The organism is Haloplanus sp. XH21 (genome assembly GCF_023276355.1).
Classification (GTDB): domain Archaea; phylum Halobacteriota; class Halobacteria; order Halobacteriales; family Haloferacaceae; genus Haloplanus; species Haloplanus halobius.
Genome location: NZ_JALLPL010000001.1, coordinates 1401788 through 1425982 on the forward strand (window position 1 = coordinate 1401788; position 24195 = coordinate 1425982).

At 66.6% G+C, this 24195-nt stretch carries 24 protein-coding genes and 2 pseudogenes; 18 read left to right on the forward strand and 8 right to left on the reverse strand.

Features of this window, described 5'->3' with window-relative positions:
• The first annotated feature begins 58 nt into the window (after positions 1 to 58).
• The 13 genes from MXB53_RS07220 to MXB53_RS07280 all read left to right on the forward strand — a co-directional run bounded on the left by MXB53_RS07220 (position 59) and on the right by MXB53_RS07280 (position 12374).
• Entirely contained in the window at positions 59 to 1222 is a 1164-nt protein-coding gene (locus MXB53_RS07220; protein ID WP_248896711.1) for a 5-(carboxyamino)imidazole ribonucleotide synthase, read from the forward strand.
• On the forward strand, positions 1219 to 1830 hold the full coding sequence (purE, locus tag MXB53_RS07225) for a 5-(carboxyamino)imidazole ribonucleotide mutase (protein WP_248896712.1): 612 nt from the start codon (positions 1219 to 1221) through the stop codon (positions 1828 to 1830). The genes MXB53_RS07220 and purE overlap by 4 nt, the downstream gene beginning before the upstream one ends.
• Before the next feature lie 130 nt (positions 1831 to 1960).
• Complete coding sequence (locus tag MXB53_RS07230) at positions 1961 to 2374, forward strand: NADH-quinone oxidoreductase subunit A (protein WP_248896713.1); 414 nt, start codon at positions 1961 to 1963, stop codon at positions 2372 to 2374.
• Positions 2371 to 3078 (forward strand): NADH-quinone oxidoreductase subunit B, encoded by a 708-nt coding sequence (locus MXB53_RS07235; protein WP_248896714.1) that lies wholly within the window; start codon positions 2371 to 2373, stop codon positions 3076 to 3078. Before MXB53_RS07230 ends, MXB53_RS07235 begins: the two co-directional genes overlap by 4 nt.
• Positions 3075 to 4739, forward strand: coding sequence for an NADH-quinone oxidoreductase subunit D (locus MXB53_RS07240; protein ID WP_248896715.1), 1665 nt, complete (start codon positions 3075 to 3077; stop codon positions 4737 to 4739). The genes MXB53_RS07235 and MXB53_RS07240 overlap by 4 nt, the downstream gene beginning before the upstream one ends.
• A complete protein-coding gene (locus tag MXB53_RS07245; protein WP_248896716.1) occupies positions 4739 to 5845 on the forward strand; it encodes a complex I subunit 1/NuoH family protein in 1107 nt (368 codons plus the stop codon). Before MXB53_RS07240 ends, MXB53_RS07245 begins: the two co-directional genes overlap by 1 nt.
• Positions 5845 to 6306 (forward strand): NuoI/complex I 23 kDa subunit family protein, encoded by a 462-nt coding sequence (locus MXB53_RS07250; RefSeq protein ID WP_248896717.1) that lies wholly within the window; start codon positions 5845 to 5847, stop codon positions 6304 to 6306. The genes MXB53_RS07245 and MXB53_RS07250 overlap by 1 nt, the downstream gene beginning before the upstream one ends.
• Positions 6307 to 6383: 77 nt before the next feature.
• Positions 6384 to 6656, forward strand: coding sequence for an NADH-quinone oxidoreductase subunit J (locus MXB53_RS07255; protein WP_248896718.1), 273 nt, complete (start codon positions 6384 to 6386; stop codon positions 6654 to 6656).
• Positions 6653 to 7018, forward strand: coding sequence for a proton-conducting membrane transporter (locus MXB53_RS07260; protein WP_248896719.1), 366 nt, complete (start codon positions 6653 to 6655; stop codon positions 7016 to 7018). The genes MXB53_RS07255 and MXB53_RS07260 overlap by 4 nt, the downstream gene beginning before the upstream one ends.
• Positions 7018 to 7320 (forward strand): NADH-quinone oxidoreductase subunit NuoK, encoded by a 303-nt coding sequence (gene nuoK / locus MXB53_RS07265; protein WP_248896720.1) that lies wholly within the window; start codon positions 7018 to 7020, stop codon positions 7318 to 7320. The genes MXB53_RS07260 and nuoK overlap by 1 nt, the downstream gene beginning before the upstream one ends.
• Before the next feature lies 1 nt (position 7321).
• Complete coding sequence (gene nuoL, locus MXB53_RS07270; RefSeq protein WP_248896721.1) at positions 7322 to 9343, forward strand: NADH-quinone oxidoreductase subunit L; 2022 nt, start codon at positions 7322 to 7324, stop codon at positions 9341 to 9343.
• Positions 9340 to 10872 (forward strand): complex I subunit 4 family protein, encoded by a 1533-nt coding sequence (locus MXB53_RS07275; protein ID WP_248896722.1) that lies wholly within the window; start codon positions 9340 to 9342, stop codon positions 10870 to 10872. The genes nuoL and MXB53_RS07275 overlap by 4 nt, the downstream gene beginning before the upstream one ends.
• The gene (locus MXB53_RS07280; protein ID WP_248896723.1) at positions 10869 to 12374 is read left to right on the forward strand and encodes an NADH-quinone oxidoreductase subunit N; all 1506 of its coding nucleotides are present in this window, start codon (positions 10869 to 10871) and stop codon (positions 12372 to 12374) included. The genes MXB53_RS07275 and MXB53_RS07280 overlap by 4 nt, the downstream gene beginning before the upstream one ends.
• Positions 12375 to 12386: 12 nt before the next feature.
• Here MXB53_RS07280 and MXB53_RS07285 read toward each other — a convergent pair whose 3' ends face one another.
• Positions 12387 to 12764, reverse strand: a complete 378-nt coding sequence (locus MXB53_RS07285) for a DUF7522 family protein (protein ID WP_248896724.1) — start codon at positions 12762 to 12764, stop codon at positions 12387 to 12389.
• Positions 12765 to 12849: 85 nt separating this feature from the next.
• On the opposite strand from MXB53_RS07285, the gene MXB53_RS07290 reads away from it, so the two are divergent.
• Both MXB53_RS07290 and MXB53_RS07295 read left to right on the forward strand, forming a co-directional pair.
• Positions 12850 to 14304 carry a DHH family phosphoesterase gene (locus MXB53_RS07290; protein ID WP_248896725.1) on the forward strand — a complete coding sequence of 485 codons (1455 nt, stop codon included), beginning with the start codon at positions 12850 to 12852 and terminating at the stop codon, positions 14302 to 14304.
• A gap of 41 nt (positions 14305 to 14345) precedes the next feature.
• Positions 14346 to 15143, forward strand: coding sequence for a CBS domain-containing protein (locus MXB53_RS07295; protein WP_248896726.1), 798 nt, complete (start codon positions 14346 to 14348; stop codon positions 15141 to 15143).
• 37 nt (positions 15144 to 15180) lie between these two features.
• On the opposite strand, the gene MXB53_RS07300 is transcribed toward MXB53_RS07295, so the two are convergent.
• Positions 15181 to 16275 (reverse strand): DUF7544 domain-containing protein, encoded by a 1095-nt coding sequence (locus MXB53_RS07300; protein WP_248896727.1) that lies wholly within the window; start codon positions 16273 to 16275, stop codon positions 15181 to 15183.
• Positions 16276 to 16378: 103 nt separating this feature from the next.
• Between MXB53_RS07300 and MXB53_RS07305 the strand changes: the two genes are divergently transcribed.
• Positions 16379 to 17494 (forward strand): M24 family metallopeptidase, encoded by a 1116-nt coding sequence (locus MXB53_RS07305; protein WP_248896728.1) that lies wholly within the window; start codon positions 16379 to 16381, stop codon positions 17492 to 17494.
• Here the strand turns inward: MXB53_RS07305 and MXB53_RS07310 are convergent.
• The 4 genes and pseudogenes from MXB53_RS07310 to MXB53_RS07325 all read right to left on the reverse strand — a co-directional run.
• Positions 17491 to 17833 (reverse strand): annotated as a pseudogene (locus MXB53_RS07310) (DRTGG domain-containing protein); the annotation flags it as partial. The gene MXB53_RS07305 and the pseudogene MXB53_RS07310 sit on opposite strands and share 4 nt — an antisense overlap.
• A gap of 102 nt (positions 17834 to 17935) precedes the next feature.
• Complete coding sequence (locus tag MXB53_RS07315; RefSeq protein WP_248896729.1) at positions 17936 to 18748, reverse strand: ZIP family metal transporter; 813 nt, start codon at positions 18746 to 18748, stop codon at positions 17936 to 17938.
• 70 nt (positions 18749 to 18818) lie between these two features.
• Positions 18819 to 19103 (reverse strand): DUF7545 family protein, encoded by a 285-nt coding sequence (locus tag MXB53_RS07320; RefSeq protein ID WP_248896730.1) that lies wholly within the window; start codon positions 19101 to 19103, stop codon positions 18819 to 18821.
• 129 nt (positions 19104 to 19232) lie between these two features.
• Positions 19233 to 20300 (reverse strand): NAD(P)/FAD-dependent oxidoreductase, encoded by a 1068-nt coding sequence (locus MXB53_RS07325; protein ID WP_248896731.1) that lies wholly within the window; start codon positions 20298 to 20300, stop codon positions 19233 to 19235.
• Positions 20301 to 20396: 96 nt separating this feature from the next.
• Here MXB53_RS07325 and MXB53_RS07330 point away from each other — a divergent pair, with 96 nt between their 5' ends.
• The gene (locus tag MXB53_RS07330) at positions 20397 to 20681 is read left to right on the forward strand and encodes a DUF357 domain-containing protein (RefSeq protein WP_248896732.1); all 285 of its coding nucleotides are present in this window, start codon (positions 20397 to 20399) and stop codon (positions 20679 to 20681) included.
• On the opposite strand, the gene cysS is transcribed toward MXB53_RS07330, so the two are convergent.
• Both cysS and MXB53_RS07340 read right to left on the reverse strand, forming a co-directional pair.
• On the reverse strand, positions 20678 to 22156 hold the full coding sequence (cysS, locus tag MXB53_RS07335; RefSeq protein WP_248896733.1) for a cysteine--tRNA ligase: 1479 nt from the start codon (positions 22154 to 22156) through the stop codon (positions 20678 to 20680). The two genes, MXB53_RS07330 and cysS, sit on opposite strands and share 4 nt — an antisense overlap.
• A gap of 105 nt (positions 22157 to 22261) precedes the next feature.
• The gene (locus MXB53_RS07340) at positions 22262 to 23065 is read right to left on the reverse strand and encodes a TrmB family transcriptional regulator (protein WP_248896734.1); all 804 of its coding nucleotides are present in this window, start codon (positions 23063 to 23065) and stop codon (positions 22262 to 22264) included.
• 258 nt (positions 23066 to 23323) lie between these two features.
• Here MXB53_RS07340 and MXB53_RS07345 point away from each other — a divergent pair.
• Positions 23324 to 24120, forward strand: a pseudogene (locus MXB53_RS07345) (TrmB family transcriptional regulator).
• The last annotated feature ends 75 nt before the right edge of the window (positions 24121 to 24195 follow it).

Here is a 24195-nt window from a genome sequence, read left to right on the forward strand (position 1 = left end):
GCGTGGCTCGTCATTCGCTGTGACAACGTTTAAGCGCGGGTCGCTATCACCTCCATCCATGTCGATTACTGTTCCTGGCCCGACGATTGGCGTCGTCGGCGGCGGCCAACTCGGCCGGATGCTCGCCGAGGCGGCCGCGCCCCTCGGCGTCGAGGTCATCGTCCTCGACCCGACGCCGGACTGCCCGGCCGCGCCCGTCGCTCGCGACCAGATCGTCGGCGACTTCGACGACCTCGAAGCGATCGGCCGCCTGGCCGACCGCACCGACGCGCTGACCTACGAAATCGAACTCGCGGATCCCGATCACCTGGCCGCCGCGAGCGCGGAGGCCGACGTGCCGGTCCACCCGACGCCCGAGACGTTGCGGACGATCCAGGACAAGTGGGCCGAAAAGGAGATGCTCGCCGACGCGGACATCCCTGTCCCCGACTACCGCCGCATCGACGCGGTGGCCGATCTGGAGGCGGCCGTCGAGGAGTTCGGCGCCGTGATGCTCAAGGCGCGCCACGGCGGCTACGACGGTCGCGGCAACGTGCCCGTTCGCGCTGCCGCCGACGCCGAGGACGCCATCCGCGAAATCGGCTCGCTCGACGAGCCAAACGCCCTCGCCGAGGCCTTCGTCGACTTCGAGCGCGAACTCTCGGTCATCGGCGTTCAGGGCGACGACCAGGTGCGGACCTTCCCCGTCGGCGAGAACGTCCACGAGGAAGAGATCCTGCGCGAGACGGTCGTTCCCGCGCGGACGAGCGACGCCGTTGCGGAGCAAGCGCAGTCGGTCGCCCGCGATGTCCTCGATACGCTCGATGGCCGCGGCGTCTTCGGCATCGAACTGTTCGAGACGCCGGACGGCGAGATTCTGGTCAACGAAATCGCCCCGCGGCCCCACAACTCCGGCCACTGGAGCATCGAGGGCGCGATCACCTCCCAGTTCGAACAGCACGCCCGCGCGGTGCTCGGGTGGCCACTGGGGTCGACCCGCCGTCGCGCGCCGACGGTGAGCGCCAACATCCTTGGCACTGTCGAGGAGTCCCGTCCCGCGGAACTCGCGGATGTCGAGACCGTCCTCGAACGCGAGGCGGCCCACCTCCACTGGTACGGTAAGGAGGAGGTGCGTCCCCTGCGGAAGATGGGCCACGTCACCGCGACGGGTGACGGCCTCGACGTCATCGACGACCTGCTCGAATCGACCCGTGAACTGCGCGACGGCCTCACCTTCCAATGACCATCGACGACATCATCGACGACCTGCACGCACAGGCCGCAAGCGACCGCGACCCCGCGACGACGCCCGAGGTGGGCATCATCATGGGCTCGGATTCGGACCTCGACGTGATGGCGGGTGCCTACGACGCGCTCCGCGAACTCGGGTTCGCGGAACAGACCGACTACGCGGACCCGCCCGAAGCCCGCTTTACCTTCGAGAGTTACGTCGTCTCCGCCCACCGCACGCCGGACCTGATGTACGCGTACGGCGAGACGGCGGCCGACCGCGGGCTAGATGTCATCATCGCGGGCGCGGGTGGGAAGTCCGCCGACCTGCCGAACATGACCGCCTCCATCGCCTACCCGCTGCCCGTCATCGGCGTGCCGGTCCAGGAGAAGTCGGTCGACTCCGTGATCGGTATGCCGACGGGCGCGCCCATCGTCGCCGTCGACGCCGGCAAGTCGTACAACGCCGCGCTGTCGGCGGTCCAGATCCTGGCGCGCGAACACGACGAACTGGTCGACCGTCTCGACGCCGAACACGACGACCTCCGCGCGGGCGTCGCGGACGTTTCTCGTGACCTCCACGACCTGGGCATCGACGGGTTTCGCGAGCGCCACGACTAGCCGTCTCCGGCGGCGCGAAACGACCGAATTCGGGCGACTGGAGGCGTCAAGCGCGCGAATCCTCCCGAACGGCATAAATCAACGCTTATGGGGGAGCACTCCTAACCGGCAGGACGACAGGAATCAAGGTATGAATCAGTGGATAGCAATCGGTGCGCTCGGCGTGATGGGCGTCGCCATCCCCATTGCGATGATGGTGGTGTCGGCACTCCTCCGACCGAGCGTGTCCGAACAGGGAAAGACCGTCATCTATGAGAGCGGCGAGGTGCCGACCGGGACGGCGCACGCGCAGTTCAACATCCAGTACTACATGGTCGCGTTGCTGTTCGTCGTCTTCGATGTCGAAACCGTCCTGATCTTCCCGTGGACGCTGATCTATCGGTCCGCGCTGGAGAACGGTGCGACCCTCGCCGAGGCCCTCGCGCCGATGCTGGTGTTCATCGGCGTCCTCGTCGTCGGTCTCGGTTGGGCCTGGCGGAACGGTGCGGTCGAGTGGATCAAGAGTCCACGTGCCACCCGCCGTAAAACGGAACGTCAATCATGAGTAGCGAACAGGAACGATTCGTCACGGACACAAGCCAAGTACAGAGCGAGACACGCGACGCCCGCCTCGGTGCCGCCGGCACCGACAACCGGTTCAACTCGAAACTTCGCGAGGCCTTCGGCTCGTCGCCGTTCATCCTCACGAAGTTCGACCGGTTCATGGAGTGGGTGCGCGGGTCCTCGATGTTCATGCTTCAGTTCGGCATCGCCTGCTGTAGCATCGAGATGATGCACACCTACGCGGTGAAACACGACCTCGACCGGTTCGGGGCGGGTGTGCCGCGCGCCTCCCCGCGACAGGCCGATGTCATCATCGTCCCGGGGACCATCGTCTCGAAGTTCGCCCCGCGGATGAAGCGGGTCTACGACCAGATGCCCGAACCGAAGTTCGTCGTCGGCATGGGGTCGTGTACCATCTCCGGCGGGCCGTTCCAGGAAGGGTACAACGTCGTCAAGGGCGCCGAGGAGGTCATCCCGGTCGACATCCACGTCCCCGGCTGTCCCCCCCGTCCCGAGGCGCTGATCTACGGCGTCGCCAAACTCCAGGAACGCATCGCCAACGGCGAGAGTTCGCCGGTCACGGTCAAGCCGTACGAACTCGAACAGTTCAGCGACCTCGACCAGGACGAAGTGGTCGACAAACTCGCCGACCAGATCGACGAGGACGACCTCGTCATGCGGTATAACTGGGCAAATTCGCCATGAGCCTCGAAGAATCACCGCCAGACACGGTCGAATCGGAACCGACGACGGCCGAGGAGATCGCGGACCTGCTCGGGGACGCCGTCCTCGACCGCGACGACCACCTCAACGCCCCCGGGTTCGTGATCCGGCCAGACGAGGTGCAGGACGTCCTCTTCCGTCTCCGCGACGAGGCCGGCTACGACCACCTCTCCTGTGTGACGGCACAGGAGTACGAGGACCGCTACGAGTCTATCTATCACCTCAAGAAGTACGACGATCCGACCGACGAGGTGAGCGTCGTCGTGCCGACGCCGACGGACGACCCCGTGAGCCAGTCGGCCGAACCGGTCTACCGCACCGCCGACTGGCACGAACGCGAGGCCTACGACCTGGTCGGTATCGAGTACGACGACCACCCCGACCTGCGTCGCATCCTCCTCCCCGAGACGTGGCAGGGCCACCCGCTCGGCCGGGATTACGACCAGGACCGCCCGCAGATCGTCCCCCTGCGCGAACACGCCAACCCCCTCGAAGAGGACCACAAGAACGACGACGGGGATACGATGTTTCTCAACATCGGGCCGCACCACCCGGCGACCCACGGCGTCCTTCACCTGAAGACGGTCCTCGACGGCGAGCAGGTCGTCGATGTCGAGTCCGACATCGGCTACCTCCACCGCTGTGAGGAGCAGATCTGTCAGCAGGGCACCTACCGCTACCAGATCATGCCCTACCCGGACCGCTGGGACTACATCTCGGCGGGCCTGCTGAACGAGTGGGCGTACGCCCGCGTCGCGGAGGACCTCGCGGACATCGAGGTGCCGGAGTACGCACAGGTCATCCGGACCATGGGCGCCGAACTCTGCCGGATCGCGGCGCACATGCTCGCGGTCGGGACGTTCGCGCTCGACGTCTACGGCGACTTCACCGCCATCTTCATGTACTCGGTCCGGGACCGCGAGAAGGCCCAGAAGATCCTCGAGGAACTCACGGGCCAGCGGCTCATGTTCAACTACTTCCGCCTCGGGGGCGTGGTCTGGGATCTGCCCGAACCCCGCGAGGACTTCTTCGAACTCGTCCGGGACTTCCTCGACGACCTGCCAGAGGCGTTGGAGGAGTACCACGACATGATCTCGGCGAACGAGATCCTGCAGGTGCGGACCGTCGACACCGGCGTCCTCCCGCCGGAAGTCGCGAAGAGTTACGGCGCGACCGGTCCCGTCGCCCGCGGATCGGGCGTCGACTACGACCTGCGGCGCGACGACCCCTACGGCTACTACGACGAACTCGACTGGGATGTCGTGACCGAGGACGGCTGTGACAACTACTCGCGGCTGCTCGTCCGCCTCCGCGAGGTGGAGGAGTCCGCGAAGATCATCGAACAGTGCGTCGACCTGCTGGAGGACTGGCCGGAAGACGAGCGAACCATCCAGTCGAACGTGCCCCGGACGATCCGCCCCGACGACGACACGGAGATCTACCGCGCGGTCGAGGGCGCGAAGGGCGAACTCGGCATCTACGTCCGCTCGGACGGCACGGAGAAGCCGGCCCGGTTCAAGATCCGCAGCCCTTGCTTCTCCAACCTCCAGACGCTTCCCGAGATGTCGAACGGTGAGTACATCCCGGACCTCATCGCCGCGCTCGGGAGCCTCGATATCGTGCTCGGCGAGGTGGATCGCTGATGGATCCGGTGGCGCTCCAGTCGGGGACGACGACGGCGACGGCGAACGCCTCCGCCGCGGGAGCCACGCAGACCCTCCCGGAGACGATCGCCGGACTGCTGGGCGTTAGCGGGACGCTCGGCGCCGTCGTCGGTGGCCTGATCGGCGCCTTCATCATCGCCAACATCATGCTCGGCATGACGGCGGTGGCCGGGCCGTGGGCCAAGCGGAAAATCACGGCAGCCTTCACCGACCGCATTGCGGTCAACCGCATCGGGCCGTTCGGGCTACTCGTCATCGTGGCCGACGCGGTGCGACTGCTCTCGAAGGAACTCATCGTTCCCGACGGCGTCGACCGCCCGGCGTGGGACATCGCTCCGATCATCCTGCCCTTCTCGGCGCTGCTCGGGTTCGCGGTCATCCCACTCGGGAGCGGCCTGCAACTGGCCGATCCCGAGACCGGCCTCGTCTTCGCGTTCGCGGCGGCCTCCATCGCGTCGATCAGCCTCGTGATGGCCGGCTACGCCTCGAACAACAAGTACTCGCTGCTGGGGTCGCTGCGCTCGATCGCTCAGAACCTCGCGTACGAGATTCCGCTCGTCGTGACGGCGGCGTCCGTGGTCATCCTGGCCGGGTCGCTGCAGATGAGCGAAATCGTCGCCGCCCAGACGGAGACGCTGGTGACGATCGGCGGCGTGGCCATTCCGCAGTGGTACGCGCTGGTCAACCCGTTCGGGTTCGTCCTCTTCGTCGCGGCGAACCTGGCCGAAATCGGCCGGAACCCGTTCGACATCCCGGAAGCCCCGACCGAGATTGTCGCGGGCTACCAGACGGAGTACTCGAGCGTCTACTTCGTCCTGTTTTATCTGGGCGAGTTCATCCACATCTTCCTGGGCGGCGCGCTGATCGCCGTCCTGTTCCTCGGCGGCGCGTCGGGGCCGGTCCTGCCGGGCTTCGTCTGGATGGTCATCAAGATGTGGGCGTTCTTCCTGTTCACGCAGTGGGCCCGGTCGGCGGTCCCCCGCGTGCGTATCGACCAGTTGATCGAAATCGGCTGGAAGGGGATGCTTGTGCTCTCCTTCGCGAACCTGGTGCTCACGGCAGTCCTCGTGGGAGTGATCGCATAATGATTGGAATCCTCAAAGGCATGGCGACGACGATGAAACACGCGCTGGACGGCAAGACGTTCACCGTCGAGTATCCGGACGTGGCGCCCGAAGTCAGTCCGCGGTTCCGCGGCGTCCACAAGTTCAGCCAGGAGCGGTGTATCTGGTGTCGACAGTGTGAGAACGTCTGTCCGAACGATACGATTCAGATCGTGCAGGACGACCAGCGCAACGGCGAACAGTACAACCTCCACATCGGACAGTGCATCTACTGCCGACTCTGCGAGGAGGTGTGTCCGGTGGACGCCATCCTGCTGACCCAGAACTTCGAGTTCACCGCCGACACGAAAGACGACTTCGTCTACAACAAAGAGCAGTTGAAGAACGTCCCCTGGTACAAGGGGATCGACCCGCTCGAATCCCGCAACCCCGACCGGAGCGCCTGGATCGGCGAGGGTGACGGCGAAATCGACTACCAGTAACGCCCGAGATGGCGCGCCGTGTCGGCGCTGCACCGTCTCGAAACGTTCAAAGGAATACCTGAAGCAAACTCAAAGCAATGGTGTATGAAACGATCGCGTTCGTGCTGTTTGCCCTGGTGACCCTGGGGTGCAGCCTGGGCGTCGTCCTCGTCAGGGACGTGTGGCACTCCGCACTCCTGCTGGGAGGCGCCCTGTTGAGCGTCGCGGTACATTACGTGATGCTGCAGGCGGAGTTTCTCGCCGCCATGCAGATCCTCGTCTACGTGGGCGGGGTGCTGATTCTCATCACGTTCGCCGTGATGCTCACGAAACCGACCGCAGAATCGACATCGGAGGTGAGTGAGGCATGACGACGAAACCGGAGCTGCGGCTCGGCTCGCATCTCCTGCCCGGACTCGCAGCCGTCGCGCTGTTCGTCGTCATCGCTACCACCATCCTCCGCGCCTCGTTCGGCGACCCACAGGGGTTCGCGCCGGACGCCGGGATCACCGCCAGCATCGGCTACGCGATGTTCAACCTCGACATGGGATCGGTCCCCAGCGAGGGCTTTCTCGTCGCGTTCGAGATCATCGACATAACCCTCGTGGCCGCGCTCGTGGCCGCCGTAATGCTCGCACGCCGTGAGCGAGAGGGCGACGTGGTCGCTCTGCTGTCCGACGGAGGCCGACGGATTCGGACCCGACTGACCGACGACGAGGGAGGTGACCGCTGATGGTGCCCGTTCAGTGGTATCTCCTGCTGGCGACGGCCGTGTTCTGCATCGGCCTCTTCGGCATCCTGACTCGTCGGAACGCGCTGCTGTTCCTGATGTCGGTCGAACTCATGCTGAACGCGGCCAACATCAACCTCGTCGCCTTCTCGGCGTACTGGGGCAACGTCACGGGACAGACGTTCAGTCTGTTCACGATGGCGCTCGCCGCCGCCGAGGTGGCGGTCGGTATCGGCATCATCCTCGTCCTGTACCGCAACTTCGGCGACGTGGACGTGACCATCGCACGGGAGATGAGGTGGTAAGATGGCCGGTGCATTCGACTACGCGCCCGTCATCGTCCTGCTGCCCTTCCTCTCCTTCCTCGTGTCGCTCGCGGGCGGGGAGTATCTCCCCAAGGGCGGTGCCTTCGGCGGCATCGCCGCCACCGCGGGGTCGCTGGTGCTGTCGGCGTGGGTCTTCCTGACCGTCAGCGCCGGCAACGCCTACAACGAGACGCTGTACACGTGGGTCGCGGGCGTCGGCGAGGAGACGACTCGTCTCACCTTCGGCCTCCTGCTCGACCCGCTGGCCGCGATGATGCTGCTCATCGTCTCGCTGGTCGCGCTGCTGGTCCACGTCTTCAGCCTCGGCTACATGAACGACGAGGGCGAAACCGGTCTGCCGCGCTACTACGCCGGCCTCGGCCTCTTCACCGCCTCCATGCTCGGGTTCGTCGTCGCCGACAACCTGCTCATGGCGTTCATGTTCTTCGAACTCGTCGGCCTCTGTTCCTATCTCCTCATCGGCTTCTGGTTCCGCCAGGACGGCCCGCCGAGCGCCGCGAAGAAGGCGTTCCTGGTCACCCGCTTCGGTGACTACTTCTTCCTCGTCGGCGTCGTCGCCGTCTTCGCCACCTTCGGCACCGCGAAGTTCGCGGGCGAGGGATCCTTCCCCGTGCTCGCCGAGGAGGCGCTGTCGGGCGCCGCCGAGGTGACCACCTTCGGCTTCGCGCCGGAAACGTGGTTCACCATCGTCGGCCTCCTGATCCTGGGCGGCGTCATCGGGAAGTCCGCGCAGTTCCCGCTGCACACCTGGCTGCCCGACGCGATGGAGGGTCCGACGCCCGTCTCCGCGCTCATCCACGCCGCGACGATGGTGGCGGCCGGCGTCTACCTCGTCGCCCGGATGTACGGCTTCTACGCGCTCTCGCCGACGGCGCTCGGCATCATCGCGCTGGTGGGCGGCTTCACCGCTCTCTTCGCCGCGACGATGGGCGTCGTGAAACGCGAGATCAAGCAGGTGCTCGCCTACTCCACCATCTCGCAGTACGGCTACATGATGCTCGGCTTGGGCGCCGGCGGCTACGTCGCCGCGACCTTCCACCTGCTGACCCACGCCTTCTTCAAGGCGCTGCTCTTCCTCGGCGCGGGTGCGGTCATCATCGCCATGCACCACGACGAGGACATGTGGAACATGGGCGGGCTGAAAGACCGGATGCCCGTCACCTACTACACGTTCCTCTCGGGGTCGCTCGCGCTCGCGGGCATCGTCCCCTTCGCGGGCTTCTGGTCGAAAGACGAGGTGCTCTACGAGGCGCTCATCCACGGTCTCGGCGGGTCGCCGCTCCTGCTCGCGGGCTACGCGATGGGACTCGTGGCCGTCTTCTTCACCGGCTTCTACACCTTCCGGATGGTGTTCCTGACGTTCCACGGCGAGCCACGGACCGAGACGGCTCGTGACCCACACGGCGTGGGCTGGAACGTCAAGGCGCCGCTGGTGGTGCTCGGCATCCTCGCGGCGACCATCGGCTTCGTCAACATGGTGCCGCTCCACGACCTGGTCGGCTTCCCGCCCGAGTATCTGCACGACTGGCTCGCCCACGGCGAGCTCTCGGCGCTCACGAGCGAGCATTACGGCGAACTGCTCCACGACTACGCGCATTACACGAGCGCCGACGTGGCGTCCTACGTCGCTGGCGCGGTGTCGCTCGCGCTCGCGCTCGCGGGCGTGCTCACGGCACACGTCCTCTACAACGTCTCCGACCCCGAGGAGCACACGGCGAAACTCGGGGCGGTCAAGACGCTGTGGTACAACAACTACTACCAGGACGAGTATCAGGTCTGGCTCGCGGAGTCGGTCGTCCTGCCCCTGGCGCGACTGGCCGATAAGTTCGACCAGGGCGTCATCGACGGCGTCGTCAACGGCGTCTCCAGCGTCAGCCTGTTCCTGGGGAGTCGCGTCCGGCGCATCCAGACCGGCGTCGTGACCAACTACGCGGTGCTCTTGACGCTCGGACTGACGGCGTTGCTCGTCGTCTTCGGCGTCCTCGGAGGGTGGTTCGCATGATTATTGAAGGATTGATCGCTGTCACGTTCGCCGCCTCGATGGCCGTCCTGCTCGCCCCCGATCGGGTGGCGGGTCGGCTGGCGGCGGCGCTGAGTCTGCTCCCCGTCGTCGGGAGCCTCTACATGTGGAGTCGATACGACGCGACCGGCAACGCCCTCACGGGCGGCGATATCGCGTTCGAAACGATGACGCCGTGGCTGGAACTCGGCGGCTACACGCTCAACTGGCACGTCGGCGTCGACGGCATCGCGCTGCCGCTGGTCGTGCTGACGGCGCTGCTCTCGACGCTCGCCATCGTCAGCGCGTGGGCCTCCATCGACGAGCGCCAGTCCCAGTTCTACGGCCTGATGCTGTTCATGGAGGCGAACCTCCTTGGCGTCTTTACCGCGCTCGACTTCTTCGTCTGGTTCGTCTTCTGGGAGGCCGTCCTCCTGCCGATGTACTTCCTCATCGGCGTCTGGGGCGGCCCGCGCCGGAAGTACGCCGCCATCAAGTTCTTCGTCTACACCAACATCGCCTCGCTGGCGATGTTCATCGGCTTCATCGCCCTGGTGTTCGGCCTCGGTGATTCGGTGTCGTCGCTGGACATGCCCGCCATCGCGCAGGCGCTTCGCGGCGGCGAACTCGGTGGCTTGCACGGTATCTCCGCAGATACGCTCCGGAGCGTCGCCTTCGTGGCGATGTTCCTCGGCTTCGCGGTGAAGGTGCCCATCGTCCCGTTCCACACCTGGCTGCCGGACGCCCACGTCGAGGCGCCGTCGCCGGTGTCGGTGATGCTCGCGGGCGTCCTCCTGAAGATGGGGACCTACGCCCTGTTACGGTTCAACTTCACGATGATGCCGGAGACGGCGACGCAGTTCGCGGTGCCCATCGCGCTCATCGCCGTGATCAGCGTCATCTACGGCGCGATGCTCGCGCTGGCCCAACAGGACCTCAAGCGTATCGTCGCCTACTCCTCCGTCTCCTCGATGGGCTACGTCATCCTGGGACTCATCGCCTACACGACCTACGGAGTCGGCGGGGCGACGTTCCAGATGATCGCCCACGGCCTCATCTCCGGGCTGATGTTCATGTCGGTCGGCGTCATCTACAACGCCACCCACACCCGGATGGTCGGCGACATGTCCGGCATGGCCGACCGAATGCCGGTCACCACCGGCATCCTCGTCGCGGGCGCGTTCGGCTACATGGGCCTGCCCCTGATGGCCGGCTTCGCCGGCGAGTTCTTCATCTTCAAGGGAGCCTTCGCGTCGACGGTTCACGCGGCCATGCCCCTGTTCACTGCGGTGGCGATGTTCGGCATCGTCATCGTCGCGGGCTACCTGCTCCTCGCGATGCAGCGCACCCTCTTCGGCGCGTTCCGGCTGGAGACCGACTACGAAGTCGGGCCGGCCGGACTCACGGAGACGGTGCCGCTCGCGGTGTTGCTCGTGACCATCATCGTCCTGGGTGTCGCCCCAGACCTCTTCTTCGGGATGATCCAGGACGCGGTGAATCCACTGCTCGACTTCGGAGGTGACTTCTCGTGACGCCACTACAGTTCCAACTCCCGACCTGGGCGGCCGTCGCGCCGACGCTCCTGCTCGGCCTGACGGCGCTTGCCCTGTTGCTCGTCGACAGCATCGACCCCGACTCCACTCGGCCGGCGGCGCTCGCCGGCGTCTCGGTCGTCGGGTCCGTCGCGACGCTCGCCGTCGCCGGCTGGTTCCTGCTCGCGGGCACGGGCCAGGAGGGCGGCGCCATCGAACTCTACGGCGGCTCGCTCGTTGTCGACGGACTGAGCCTGTTTTTCACCGTCATCTTCGCGAGCGTCGCCGCCATGGTGTCGCTCGCGAGTTACGACTACCTGCGTGACCGAACCTACCAGGCCGAGTTCTACTCGCTGGTGATGCTCGCGGCCACCGGGATGAGCCTCATGGCCTCCGCCGGGTCGCTGGCGACGGTGTTCGTCAGCCTCGAACTCGCCTCTCTGCCGTCGTACGCGCTCGTGGCCTTCCTCAAGAAGAACCGTGGGAGCGTCGAGGCGGGGCTGAAATACTTCCTCGTCGGCGCCGTCTCCTCGGCGGTGTTCGCGTTCGGCATCTCGCTCGTGTACGCCGCGACGGGGTCGCTCCTGCTCGCGGACGTGGCGAGCGCCATCGGTGACGCCGGCAGCCTCGTCGGCATCGCCGGCGTCGGCGTCGTGATGATCGCCGGCGGCTTCGCGTTCAAGACGGCCTCCGTCCCCTTCCACTTCTGGGCGCCGGAGGCCTACGAAGGCGCGCCCGCGCCGATCAGCGCCTTCCTCTCGTCGGCGTCGAAGGCCGCCGGCTTCGCCGTCGCCTTCCGCGTGTTCGCGGTGGCCTTCCCCATCGACACGGTCGTGCCCATGGGCATCGACTGGCCGCTGCTCTTTGCCGTCCTCGCCGTCGTCACGATGACGCTCGGCAACTTCGCGGCGGCGACCCAGGAGAACGTCAAGCGGATGCTGGCGTACTCCTCGGTCGGCCACGCTGGCTACGCGCTCATCGGCCTCGCGGCGCTCTCGGGCGGCGGCCCGAACGGCAACGTGATGGGCGCGAGCATGGCCCACCTCATGGTCTACGGCTTCATGAACACCGGCGCGTTCCTGTTCATCGCGATGGTCGAACGCTGGGACATCGGCCGCACCTTCGAGGACTACAACGGCCTCGCGACGCGGGCGCCCGTCGCCTGCCTGGCGATGACCGTCTTCATGTTCTCGCTGGCCGGCCTGCCGCCGTTCGGTGGCTTCCTCTCGAAGTACGCTCTCTTCTACTCGGCCATCGAGGGCGGCTTCTGGTGGCTCGCCGCTATCGGCGCCATCAACAGCGCGCTGTCGCTCTTCTACTACTCCAGAGTGGTGAAGGCGATGTGGATCGAGGAGTCGGCTGACGGGTTCGATCTCGGCCCGACGCCGCTCGGCCTCTACGCCGCGGTGCTGGTCGCGGCCGTCGGCACCCTCGTTCTCCTGCCGGCGTTCGGCCCCGTCGTCGAAACGGCCCAGAGCGCCGCAGCCGCGCTGTTCGCCTGACGCGCCCGTCTTTTATTTCAGCGTCGACCGGATCGCGCGCGTCACTTCCTTCGACCGCCGAACCGTGATGCCGTCGGTCGTGACGAACACCCCGTGATCCCCGTCGATGACGCGCATCACGAACCCGTTTTCGAAGACGCGGAGCGTGTACTGGTACTCACCGAGTTCGCTCTCGCTGTAGGCGAGTTGCGTGCGAAATCCCGCAGCCTCGTGTTCGACCGACGCTGCGAGGTCGGCGTCGGCTTCCAGATCCGACCGGAGATACACCTGTTCGTGGGCGCCCGGCGTGAAGTAGGTGATACTCCGCAGACTGTCCCCGAGCGTCGTCCGGCAGGCGCTCACCAGTTGCTCTTCGAACGACGGCTCGAGGAGGTCACGGTGCTCGTTCATGGTGCGTGGTATCATGCACCATACCGAGTTAACTCCATCGACGGCGTGACGGTAGGGTTTTCCGCCGCGAGATGCAGCGTCGGATATGGTCAGGCGGCTCGTGCTCGGCTGTGGCCGCGCCGGCGAAACCGTCGTCGGCGTCGTTTCGACGTGGCCCGGCGACCTCCGGGTGGTCGTCGCAGACGAGACACGGGCCGAAGCGATCGAGGACGCCGCGACCGTGGTCCACGGCGACCCGACGAACGCCGAGACGTATCCCGACCGGGCCGACGTGGTGATGGTACTCGGCGACGACGCCGACCGCAACCTCGCGGCCGCACGGGAAGCCCGAGACGTGTTCCCCGACGCCCTCGTCGTCGCGTGCGTGGGCCGCGACGGGGTGGCGGCCGAACTTGAGGAGGTCGCGGACCGCGTGATCGACGCGCGGTCCGCCGTTGCCGACCGTCTCCTCTCCTCGGCGACGGGCGACGACGCCGAACGGGTGTGGCGGCTGCTGAACGTCCTCCGCGGGATCGACGGACGTCTCGCGGTGGTGATGCACGACAACCCGGATCCGGACGCCATCGCGTCGGCGCTCGCGCTGGCACAGATCGCCCGGTCGGTCGGGATCGACGTCGACGCCTGTTACTACGGCGAGATATCCCACCAGGAGAACCGGGCGCTGGTGAACCTGCTGGGGCTCGACCTGCAGAACCTCGACGAACCGGACGCCATCAAGGCCTACGACGGCGTGGCGCTCGTGGATCACTCCCGTCCCGGCGTCAACGACGGTCTCGACCCCGAGACGGACGTGGATGTCGTGATCGATCACCACCCGCCCCGCGCGCCCGTTGAAGCCGGCTTTTTCGATCTCCGGAGCGGCGTCGGCGCGACCAGCACGCTCCTCGCGAAGTATCTGAAGCGACTCGACCTCGACCCCGACCGCGAGGTGGCGACCGCGCTGCTGTACGGCATCCGGATCGACACGCGGGAGTTCACCCGCGAGACCGCCGACTCCGACTTCGAGGCGGCGGCGTTTCTCCTCCCCTACGTCGACGAATCGGTCCTCGAACGCGTCGAATCGCCCAGCATGAGCCCCGACGTGCTCTCGACGATGGCGGCGGCCATCCGCAACCGCGAGGTGCGCGGCGACATCCTCACCTCCGGCGTCGGGCAGATCAGCGACCGTGACGCCCTCGCCCAGGCCGCCGACAAACTGCTCGATATGCAGGGAGTCAGCATCGCCGTCGTCTACGGCTTCATGGACGAGACGGTGTACGTCTCGGGGCGCGCCCGCGGGACGGATGTCGACCTCGGCGAGGTGTTGCGCGACGCCCTCGGCCCCATCGGTAGCGCGGGGGGACACGCCGATATGGCGGGCGCACAGATCCCGCTGGGCATCCTCGGCGCCGTCGAAGACGAGTCTTCCGGGTCGCTGTCGACGATTCTCGACGAAGTGATCGCCGGACGCGTGTTCGAGGTGCTGGAGAACCCGCCGAACGCACCGCTGGCCGACGCCGCCGACATCGCCTTCGAGTTCCCGCTCTCGGACGAGGAGTAGGACGGCCACCCTTTTGAGACTCCGCAGCATACGGGCGTGTAATGGCCGATAACGCGACCGTCGAGGAGTACATGACCCGTGACGTGGCGACCGTCTCCCCGGAGGACTCCGTTGCCGAAGTTGCGCGTCGCATCGTCGAAAGCGAGGGTCACACCGGGTTCCCCGTGACCGACGGCCGACAGGTCGAGGGGTTCATCAGCGCTCGCGATCTCCTGCTCGCCGACGACGACGCCCTGATATTCACCGTGATGACCGAAGACCTCGTGGTCGCGCATCCGGAGATGAAGATCAACGACGCCGCCCGGGTGATCCTCCGGTCCGGCATCCAGAAACTCCCCGTCGTCGACGACGCCGGCAACCTCGTCGGCATCATCTCGAACACGGACGTCATTCGCAGTCAGATCGAGCGAGCGACGCCGAAGAAGGTGGGGAAGTTGATGCAGACGCTCGAAGAGATCCACGACGTCGAGGTCGACGAGGAGCGCCGCCAGGTCAAACTGGAGAACCTCACGCCGACCCAGGCGCGCGTCTACGCCGACGAACTGCAGGGGCGGAGCTACGAACTCGAACACGGACTGGCCGAACCGCTGGTCGTCATCGACAACGGCGGGACGCTCCTGCTCGCCGACGGCCACCACCGCGTTATGGCCGCCAACCGCCTCGATATCGAGGAGATGGACGCCTACGTGATCGTCATCGACGGCGACGACGGGATCGAACTCGGGATGGAGCGCACCGCCGAGAAGGAGGGCCTCGACTCCATCGACGACATCGCCGTGGTCGACTACGCCCGCCACCCGCTGATCGAAACCACCGAACGCCTCCAGGAACAGCGGTGACGCGCCGCCCGGCGCTGTCGCCGGTGGTCGACATTTCTTACTCGTTTTCGTCGGTGTCGTCCGTTGGTTCGTCGGTACTGTCGATCGATTCGTCGGTGCCACCTGCCGATTTATCAGTCTCGCCCGCCGATTCGTCGGCCTCGATGTCCTCTTCGTCCGGCCGTTCGACGCCCACCAGGTCGAGTTCCGGCACCAGCATCCCCAGCACGGACAGGGAGTAGTACCGGACGAACGTGAGTGCGGGCACCTGAACGAGCAGGCTCACGACGATCATCACGAGGACGAACAGGGCGACCAGCAGGCCGACGACAACCCAGCCAATGGCGCTCGCGCCGGCGGCCGAGAGCGCGAGAAACAGGCCGCCGCCCACGACGGCGAACGGGATCGCGACGACCAGCGCGGCCAGTAGGGCCACGAGCGAGACGGCGAGGCTCACTGCGATGCCGACCGCGAACTTGACGAGGAGGTAGACGCCCACCTGTTTCCACTCCTCGCGAAGCGTCGGCCAGAGGCGGCGCCAGCCGTCGAGGACGCCGCTCCGTTCGGTCAGCATCGCGGGCACCACGAAGTCCGTCGTCAGGCCGAGCGCGACCTGGGCGACGAGCGCAACGAGACCGAACACGAGCATGAGCGGCACCACGAGGACGAGGAGGATCGGCGAGAGACCGAGACCGAGCACGAACACGGCGACCAGCGGAATCCCGATAACGAGCAGGCTGCCGAGGCCGACGGCGAGCCGGAAGCCGAACAGGCGCAGGCCACGCCGGAGGTTCGCCCGGAACGGTCTCCGGATCGCGATCTCGCGGTCCCGAAGGCCGGTGATGAGGACGAACTCCATCACGGCCCCGACGACGCTCCACAACAGCACCAGCGCCAGGAGCAGACCGACGACCGCGATCAGGATGGCGGCGACCGAGCCGTCCGGCAACGACGGCGACGGCATCCCCGACGGCCCGCCGCCACCGCCCCCCGAGGGAACGTTGAAGTTGCCGGTCGGAACGCCCCCGCCGACGCCGACGAAGAGGGCGATCACGGCGAGTCTGAGCCACCGGCCGCGGTCGATGGGCCAGAGGAGGTCTTCGGTTGCGTCACGAGCCGCTTGCAGGGCGGCGATTGCGTACCAGGAGGGCATATCCTACATGCGATGCCGAACTGACAAAAACGTCGGGGGCTCGAACCGGCGTTGATCGCCCCGACACGACGATGCTTTGGCAGACGGGCCGAAACGACCGGCCATGACCCCGTTCGAACGGCGCACCCGCTGCGCGCAGTCCCGTCTGGTCGCGGCCGGCGCCGACGCGCTCCTGCTCTCGCCCGGCCACAACTGCCACTATCTGAGCGGCGCCCGGATCGAGTCGAGCGAACGACTTCGCTTGCTCGTCGTCCCCGCGAGCGGTGACCCGACGTTCGTCCTCCCGACGCTCGATAGCGACCTCCGAGACGGGACCTGGATCGACAACATCCGAACCTGGGACGACGACACCGGTCCCGGACCGGTTCTCGGTCCGCTCCTCGACGATATCGACCCGTCGCACGCCCTCCTCGCGGACGACATGCAGGTACGGGTGTCGATCGATCTGCGGCGGCGACTGCCCGAGACGACGTTCGGCCTCGCGAGCGAGGTGCTCGCGTCGCTCCGGCGCCGGAAAGACGCGGCAGAACTCGACGCGCTCCGGGCGGCGGCCAGGGCGGCCGACGAGGCGATGCGTGACGTGCGCGCGCTCGGCGCCGACGCGGTGGGTCGCACCGAGGCCGACCTCGCGGCGTTCGTCGAGGCGCGTCTCGCGGCCCACGGCGGCGAGGGCGTCGCCTTCGACACCATCGTCGGTGCGGGGCCGAACGGCGCGGATCCGCACCACGCGAGCGGCGACCGCCCCATCCGGGCGGGCGACCCCGTCGTCCTCGATTTCGGGACGCGTCTCGACGGCTATCCGAGCGACCAGACGCGGACGGTCGTCTTCGACGGCGAGCCACCGGCCGCGTTCGAACGGGTTCACGGCGTCGTTCGCGAGGCGCAGGACGCGGCCGTGGCGGCCGTCGAACCCGGCGTTCGAACGGGAGCGGTCGACCGCGCCGCGCGGTCGGTCATCGAGGCGGCGGGCTACGGCGACCGGTTCGTCCACCGGACCGGCCACGGCGTCGGCCTCGATGTCCACGAGGAACCGTACATCGTCGCGGATGGCGACATCGCACTCGAACCGGGGATGGTGTTCAGCGTCGAGCCCGGCGTCTACCTGCCCGACCGCTTCGGCGTCCGCATCGAGGATCTCGTGGTCGTCACCGAGGACGGCGCCGAACGCCTCAACCGTACGGATCGGGGCTGGGAGTGCGGGGACGAGACGGAGCGTTAATCGCCTGCGCCGAGCAGCGCGTCGATGTCGGCGTGGTCGACCAGCAGATCGCCCATCACGTCGACGGTGCGTTCGTCCCGGGTTCGGCCGCGGTGAATCACGTTTTCGGCGCGTTCGAGGACGGTGCGCGTGTCGGCCGAACAGAGCATGATCGGGATGTCGTTGTCGGCGGCGGAGCCGAGGACGGCGGCCGAGGGGCGACGCCCGCCCGTGAGCACCAGACAGGGCTTCGAGCGCGGCGGTGTGGATGTCGGCCCGGTCGCCGCCCGTGATGACGGCGGCGTCTTTCGTCCGGCGGAAGAAGCGAAGCGCCTCCGCGCCGCTCATCGCGCCGACTACGGCGACCGAGTCCGGCGTGAACAGCGAGGACAACGCTCCCATCATCCTCCCGACACCGCGGGACGCCGCATCAAATTCAGGTGTGGGACGCCTCCGGATCCTTCATCCGAACACCGCCAACGGCGCCATCAGGAGGACGCCGACGACGAAGGCGACGACGAGTTCGCGGTAGCCGCCGTACGGGAGTTCGGTTCCGATATCGATCGCCTCGGGGATGAACTCCGAGCCGACGAGATAGATCATCGCCCCGGCGGCGAACCCGAACCCGGCCGGGAGGAACTCGAGCGCGACCCGGACGAACGCGAAGGCTAGAACGGCGCCGATCGGCTGCGGGAGACTCGAGAAGATCGCCCACCAGACAATCTTCCAGTTCGAGATGCCGACGGTCCGCAGGGGGATCGAAATCGCGAGCCCTTCGGGGATGTTGTGGATCGCGATGGCGACGGTCATGAAGATGGCGAGCAGCGGGACGATGAAGGGGCCGAATTCGACGCCGCCGGCGAGGTTCAGTTCGGCGAAGGAGACGCCGACGGCGACGCCCTCCGGAAAGCTGTGGACGGTCAACACGCCGAGGATCAACACGAGTTTGCGGAAGTCGGCTTCCGCGTACTCCCGGGGGTCGAACTCGTGGCCCGAGAGGAGTCGGTTGGCCACGACGACGAGCGTCGCGCCCGCGAGCAGGCCGCCGACGATCAGGAAGTGGTCGGCGGTCCCGTCGGCCGCCGCGAGGCCCTCGAAGACGAGGCCGAAGGTGGACGCCGAGACCATGATCCCCGAGGCGAGACCCCAGAGGATGACCTGAACACGGCGGTTCACGTCGTCGATGACGAAAAAGGGGAACGCGCCCGCACCGGTGGTCACCGCGGAGAGCAAGCCGGCAGTGAACACTAAGAGGAGATTCGAGGCCAGACCCATACGCGAACGACGGGCGACGCGATAATAGGCGCTGTGCTTCCGGGGAGTCGCCGGCAGTGGACTGCGCCGACTAGTGGCTATGACCGGTCGCTTCGCCGAAGGTCATGCCGAAGCGCTCCTCGAACAGTTCCTCGGCGGTCTCGTTGATCTCGCGGAGGTCCTCCGGCACCTCGTCGTCGGCGTGGTGGACGATGGCGTGCGAGCGCTGGACGAAAGAGAGCAGCGCGATCTCGGCGACCACCGTCGGTGGCCGTTCGCCCTGTTCGGCGAGCGCGTCGACCAGCCCTTCCGGGAGTTCGAGTTCGTCAGTCTCACCGCTCGGCCCTTCGATGGTGTACGTCTCGGTGTCGACCATGCCGCTACTCCGGGCGCACGGTATAAGGGCGTGTGGGAATCGGACGGTCAGACGGCGTATGGTCAGTCAGTACTGGGAGGCCGACCAGACGGGTCGGCGATCACCGGTAGACCGTTACAATGACCCGTCTCAGTCGTCGTTCTCGGCTGCCGCCGGCTGTTCGGCCGCCTCGCGTTCGCGCTCCAGGTCTTCGAGATAGCCGTCGGCGTCGATGGCGGCCTTACACCCCATGCCGCCCGCGGTGATGGCCTGCTGGTAGTGGTAGTCGACGACGTCACCCGCGCCGAACAGGCCGGGGACGCCCGTCGCCGTCTGTCCGGCGCCGTCGCCGCCCACGGTTTCGAGGTAGCCGTCCTCGTCCATCTCGACGTCGAGGCCTTCGAGATACCCCGTGTTCGGCGTGTGGCCGATGGCGTAGAACACGGCGCCGGCGTCGAACTCGAACGCCTCGGTGTCCGGGTCGTCGAGGTTGTCGGTAGGGTGGCCCTCGGGGTTGTGGACCATCGTCACGTGGTCGATGCCTGCCTCCTGGGAGCCGTGGAGTTCCGTCACCTCCGTGTTCAACTTGAGTTCGATGTCGCCGTCCTCGACGTGCTCCATCACGCGGTCGATCCAGTAGTCCTCGGCGCGGAACTCGTCGCGGCGGTGGACCAGGTAGACGGTGGAGGCGAACTTCGTGAGGAAGACGGCCTCCTCGCAGGCGGCGTCACCGCCGCCCACGACGACGATTTTCTCGTCGCGGAAGAAGGCGCCGTCACAGGTGGCACACGTCGACAGGCCGTAGCCCATGAGCTCGTCCTCGCCCGGAATACCGAGAGTGCGGGCGCTCGCGCCCGAAGCGGCGATGAACGCGTCGGCCGTGTACTGATCGCCGTTCGACAGCGTGACGTGGAAGGTGTTGCCGATGCCGTCGTCCTCGACGTCGACCGATTCGATGACGCCGTTTTCCACCTCGGCCCCGAACTTCCGGGCCTGTTCTCGCATGTTGCTGACGAGTTCCGGGCCGCTGATCCCCTCGGGAAAGCCCGGGTAGTTGTCGACGTCGGTCGTCAGCGTCAACTGGCCACCGGGTTCGTCGCCCTCGAACACCAGCGGCTCGTTGTTCGACCGACCAGCGTAGATAGCCGCCGTAAGCCCTGCGATTCCGCTCCCGGCGATGATGAGACGCCGGTGTTCGACGCCATCGCTCTCGCTCATACTCTCTGTTGACGGGTGGGACCCATTTAGCTTGCGCTGTCGGGCGTCGCGATGCCCGCCCGCACGTTCTTGGTGCCGGGTCCCCCACGCCGAGGTATGCCCGCGGATCTAGCGGAGAAGACCGACCGCTACGAACGGATGCTCGCGGACGCCCTGGACCAAGCGGAGCCACGCCCGCCCGCCGACACCCCCCTCGGCACGGCCGCCGCGGAGTGTCTGGAGATGGCGGAATCGTATCTCGCCGACGGCCGGCATTTCCGCGACGACGGCGACCCGGTGAACGCCCTCGCCTCGTTCTCGTACGGCTACGGGTGGCTCGACGCCGGCGTCAGAATGGGCCTCTTTGCCGTCCCGGAGGGGACGGACCTGTTCACGATTTAATACCGGTAGGTCGTCTCGCCGCCCTCGTCTTCGACGGTGACGCCGATGGCCTCCAAATCGTCCCGGAGTTCGTCGGCGCGTTCGTAGTTGCCCGCCTCGCGTTCCGCCTCGCGCACGTCGAGGACGAGTTCGATTAGGTCGTCGGCCAACTGCACGTCGCTTCCCTCGCCCGCGCCGAACGACAGGCCGAGCACGTCGCCAGCGAGGTCCTCGAACGCCTCTATCGCCCGCCGCAGGCCCACGTAGTCGTACGTCTCGTGGCCGTCGACGTGGCGGTTCACGGCCGTCCCGAGTTCCAGCAGGGCGGCCGTCGCCTCGCGCACCCCGAAGTCGTCGTTCATCGCCGTCGCGAACGTCGTGCGCGCCGTCTCCACGGCCTCGCGGAAGTCGTCGTCTTCGACCTTGCTTCGAGCGTCGACGCTGTCGCAGGCGTCGACGGCCGTCTCGTAGGCCCGTTCGAGGCGTTCCCAGCGCTCCTCGGCTTCCGCCAGCGCGTCCTCGCTGAACGTCTGTTTCGAGCCGTAGTTGGTCGAGAGATAGAAGGTTCGGATCACGTTCGGCCCGAACTCGTCGAGCGCGTCGCTGACGTAGAAGTAGTTGCCGAGGCTGGAACTCATCTTCTCGCCGGCCGTTTCCAGCAGGCCCGTGTGGAGCCAGTAGCGGGCGAACTGCTGGCCGGTCGCCGCCTCGCTCTGGGCGATTTCGTTCTCGTGGTGGGGGAAGACCAGGTCGTGCCCGCCGACGTGGATGTCGATGGTGTCGTCGAGGTGGGTCATGCTCATCGCGGAGCATTCGATGTGCCACCCGGGCCGGCCCTCGCTCCACGGCGACTCCCACGTCTCGCCGGTCGGCGGATTCTCGCCGAGGGGAAGCCCGTCCACCCGGTGGTCGGTCAGGTCCGCGGGAGCCACCTCGCCCGCCTTCCAGAGCGCGAAGTCGGCGGGGTGGCGCTTCTCCGCCTGTTCGTCGGCGCCCTGGGCCTCCATCTCCTCGACGCGCTGGTTCGAGAGTTTGCCGTAGTCCTCGAACTCGGTCACGTCGAAGTAGACGGAGCCGTCGGCCTCGTAGGCGTAACCCCGGTCGATCAGCGTCTCCACGAGGTCGATGATCTCGGGAATATGCTCGGAGACGCGGGGGTAGACCGTCGCGCGCCGGAGGTTCAGGCCGCGCATGTCGTCGATGATGGTGCCGATGAAGCCCTCGGCAACCTCGAGTTCCGAGTCGCCGAGGTCGTTCTCCCCCACGCGGGCGACGATTTTCTCGTTGATGTCGGTGAAGTTCTCCACGTGGCGCACGTCGTGGCCGAGATATGCGAGCCAGCGGTGCATCACGTCGGCGTGGGTCCACACCCGGGCGTGGCCGAGGTGGGCGTCGTCCGAGACCGTCAGCCCACAGACGTACAGCAGGACTTCATCGCCCGCTGGTTCGAACTCCTCGCGGTCGCCCGTCAGCGTGTTGGTCACGGACAGCGTCATCACGAGATGGGTTCCGGGCCGAGGCATTAATATTTGTAGATACGGCGACGGGAGCGTCGCCGACGCAGCACACCGGATTTGGAGATGTCACTCCGAGAGTGACAACTATCGGCTCGAATCCCGTGCCGGGACGAGGCCCTGTGCCATGAGGCGGCGCGCGATGACGACCAGGCCGTTGCGGAACCCGGTTCCGAAGATGGCGTGCTCCTCCCCCGTGTCGGGGACGAGCGTGCTGACGAGAATGGCCGAGCGGTCGGCCAGAAGGAGACGACCGATCGCCAGGTTCTCCTGGCTCGCGTCGTCGGCCTGGAGCCCGCCGAGCCCCGAAACGAACGTTCGGGCGTCCGGAACCGCGGCGTGAATTTGCTCCTGAAGCGACTCCGAGACCGTCCCGACGAACAGCTCCGTCTCCTCGTCGATGCCGGTCAGGCAGGTCACGAGTTCGTCCGTCAGCAGCGACTGCTCGCCGAGACCCAACACGACTTCGTCGGTCGTGTCCTCGATGAGCTGTTGGGTCCGGTTCTCGATGGCCTGGCTGCCGGCCATCGACCAGATCTCCTGGGCAGTGTCCTCCTGTTCCGAGGCCACGTCCTCCGTCCGTTCCAGGGCGCTGGCGAGCCGGTCGACCCGCGATTCGTACTGGTCGCGGAGCGTCTCCGTCGCCTCGCCGAGCGGGACCGCTCGGAACCGCTGTGGATTCGAATGCTGCACCTCGACGAGACCCTGGGCTTCCAGCACCCGGATCGCATCGTACACCCGCGTCCGAGGCACGTCGGTCACCTCGCTGAGTCGCTTTGCGGTCCCCATATCGAGGCGTGAGAGACCGACGAAGCATTTCGCTTCGTACTCTTTCAGTCCCAGTTCCTGGAGCGCCTCGACTGCCTGATCCGTAGCATCAGTTCTACTCATGTGTCCCAACCACCGGACTGATCCGGATATGCGATAATTCGACCTCGGAACGGATAGACGTTGCCACTCCCGCAGTCTCACACCTCTACCGCCGTTGACCGGCGAGAGGCCGAGCGTAGCGTCGCAAGCCGACCATCGACGGGGCCGTACCGTGCCGCAGTCAGTTGATTAACTCAATTAATCACAAAGTAATTATAGGGGGAGTAGTTCTACCGGTATCCGGCACGCAGCCTCGGATTGTGTCCCAACCACGACCCGATGCGTGTCCTCGACCACCTCTGTGGTCGAGTTTCACTCATACAACCGCATGTCCACCCGGTCGAGAACCCACGTGACGCCGCCGTCGAGAAGCTCGAACAGCTCGGGCTGAGTGCGTATGCGGCGCGGACGTTCGTGGCGCTCGTTTCCCCTCGGCACGGGGACGGCGAAGGACGTGAGTCAGATATCGGATGTCTCCCGGACCCGGGTGTACGACGCCGTCGACGAGCTCCACGACCGCGGGCTGGTCGACATCAAACAGACCTCGCCAAAGGAGTTCTGGGCCGTGTCGGCCGAAACGACTGGCCGCGCTGACGACGGCCCTGGACGAACTCGAATCCGTCGAGCGCCGGGAGGAACAACGCGGCGTCTGGACCGTCGACGGGGGCAGTGCGGTCACCGACCGAGTGTTCGAGTTCTTCCGCAATGCGGAGGAGGAAATCGTCTACATGACCGTCGAAGGACTGCTCACCGAGGAGATCATTTCGGAACTCCGTGCCGCCGCGGACCGCGGCGTCACCATCCGACTCGCAGGGCTGTCCCCACGCGTGCAAGAGCGGATCGAAGCAGCGGTTCCCGAGGCCGAAACCTTCGAATCGCTGTGGGACTGGGCGGAGACGCCGGCCGGTCGCCTCCTGATGGTCGATCGGGATCGGACGCTCGTGAGCGTCCTCGTCGACGACACCGCGACCGACACCCGATCCGAGACGGCGATCTGGGGTTCGGGCGATCGGAACGGCCTGGTCGTCGTCTTGCGGGCCATCTTCACCTGGCACCTCAACGATGAGCGAGACTGAGACGGTGCGTGGTCACTGTTTGCCGGCGGTCACCGCCGGCGCGAAGCGGCGGTTGTCCGACGATCCAGATTCGCT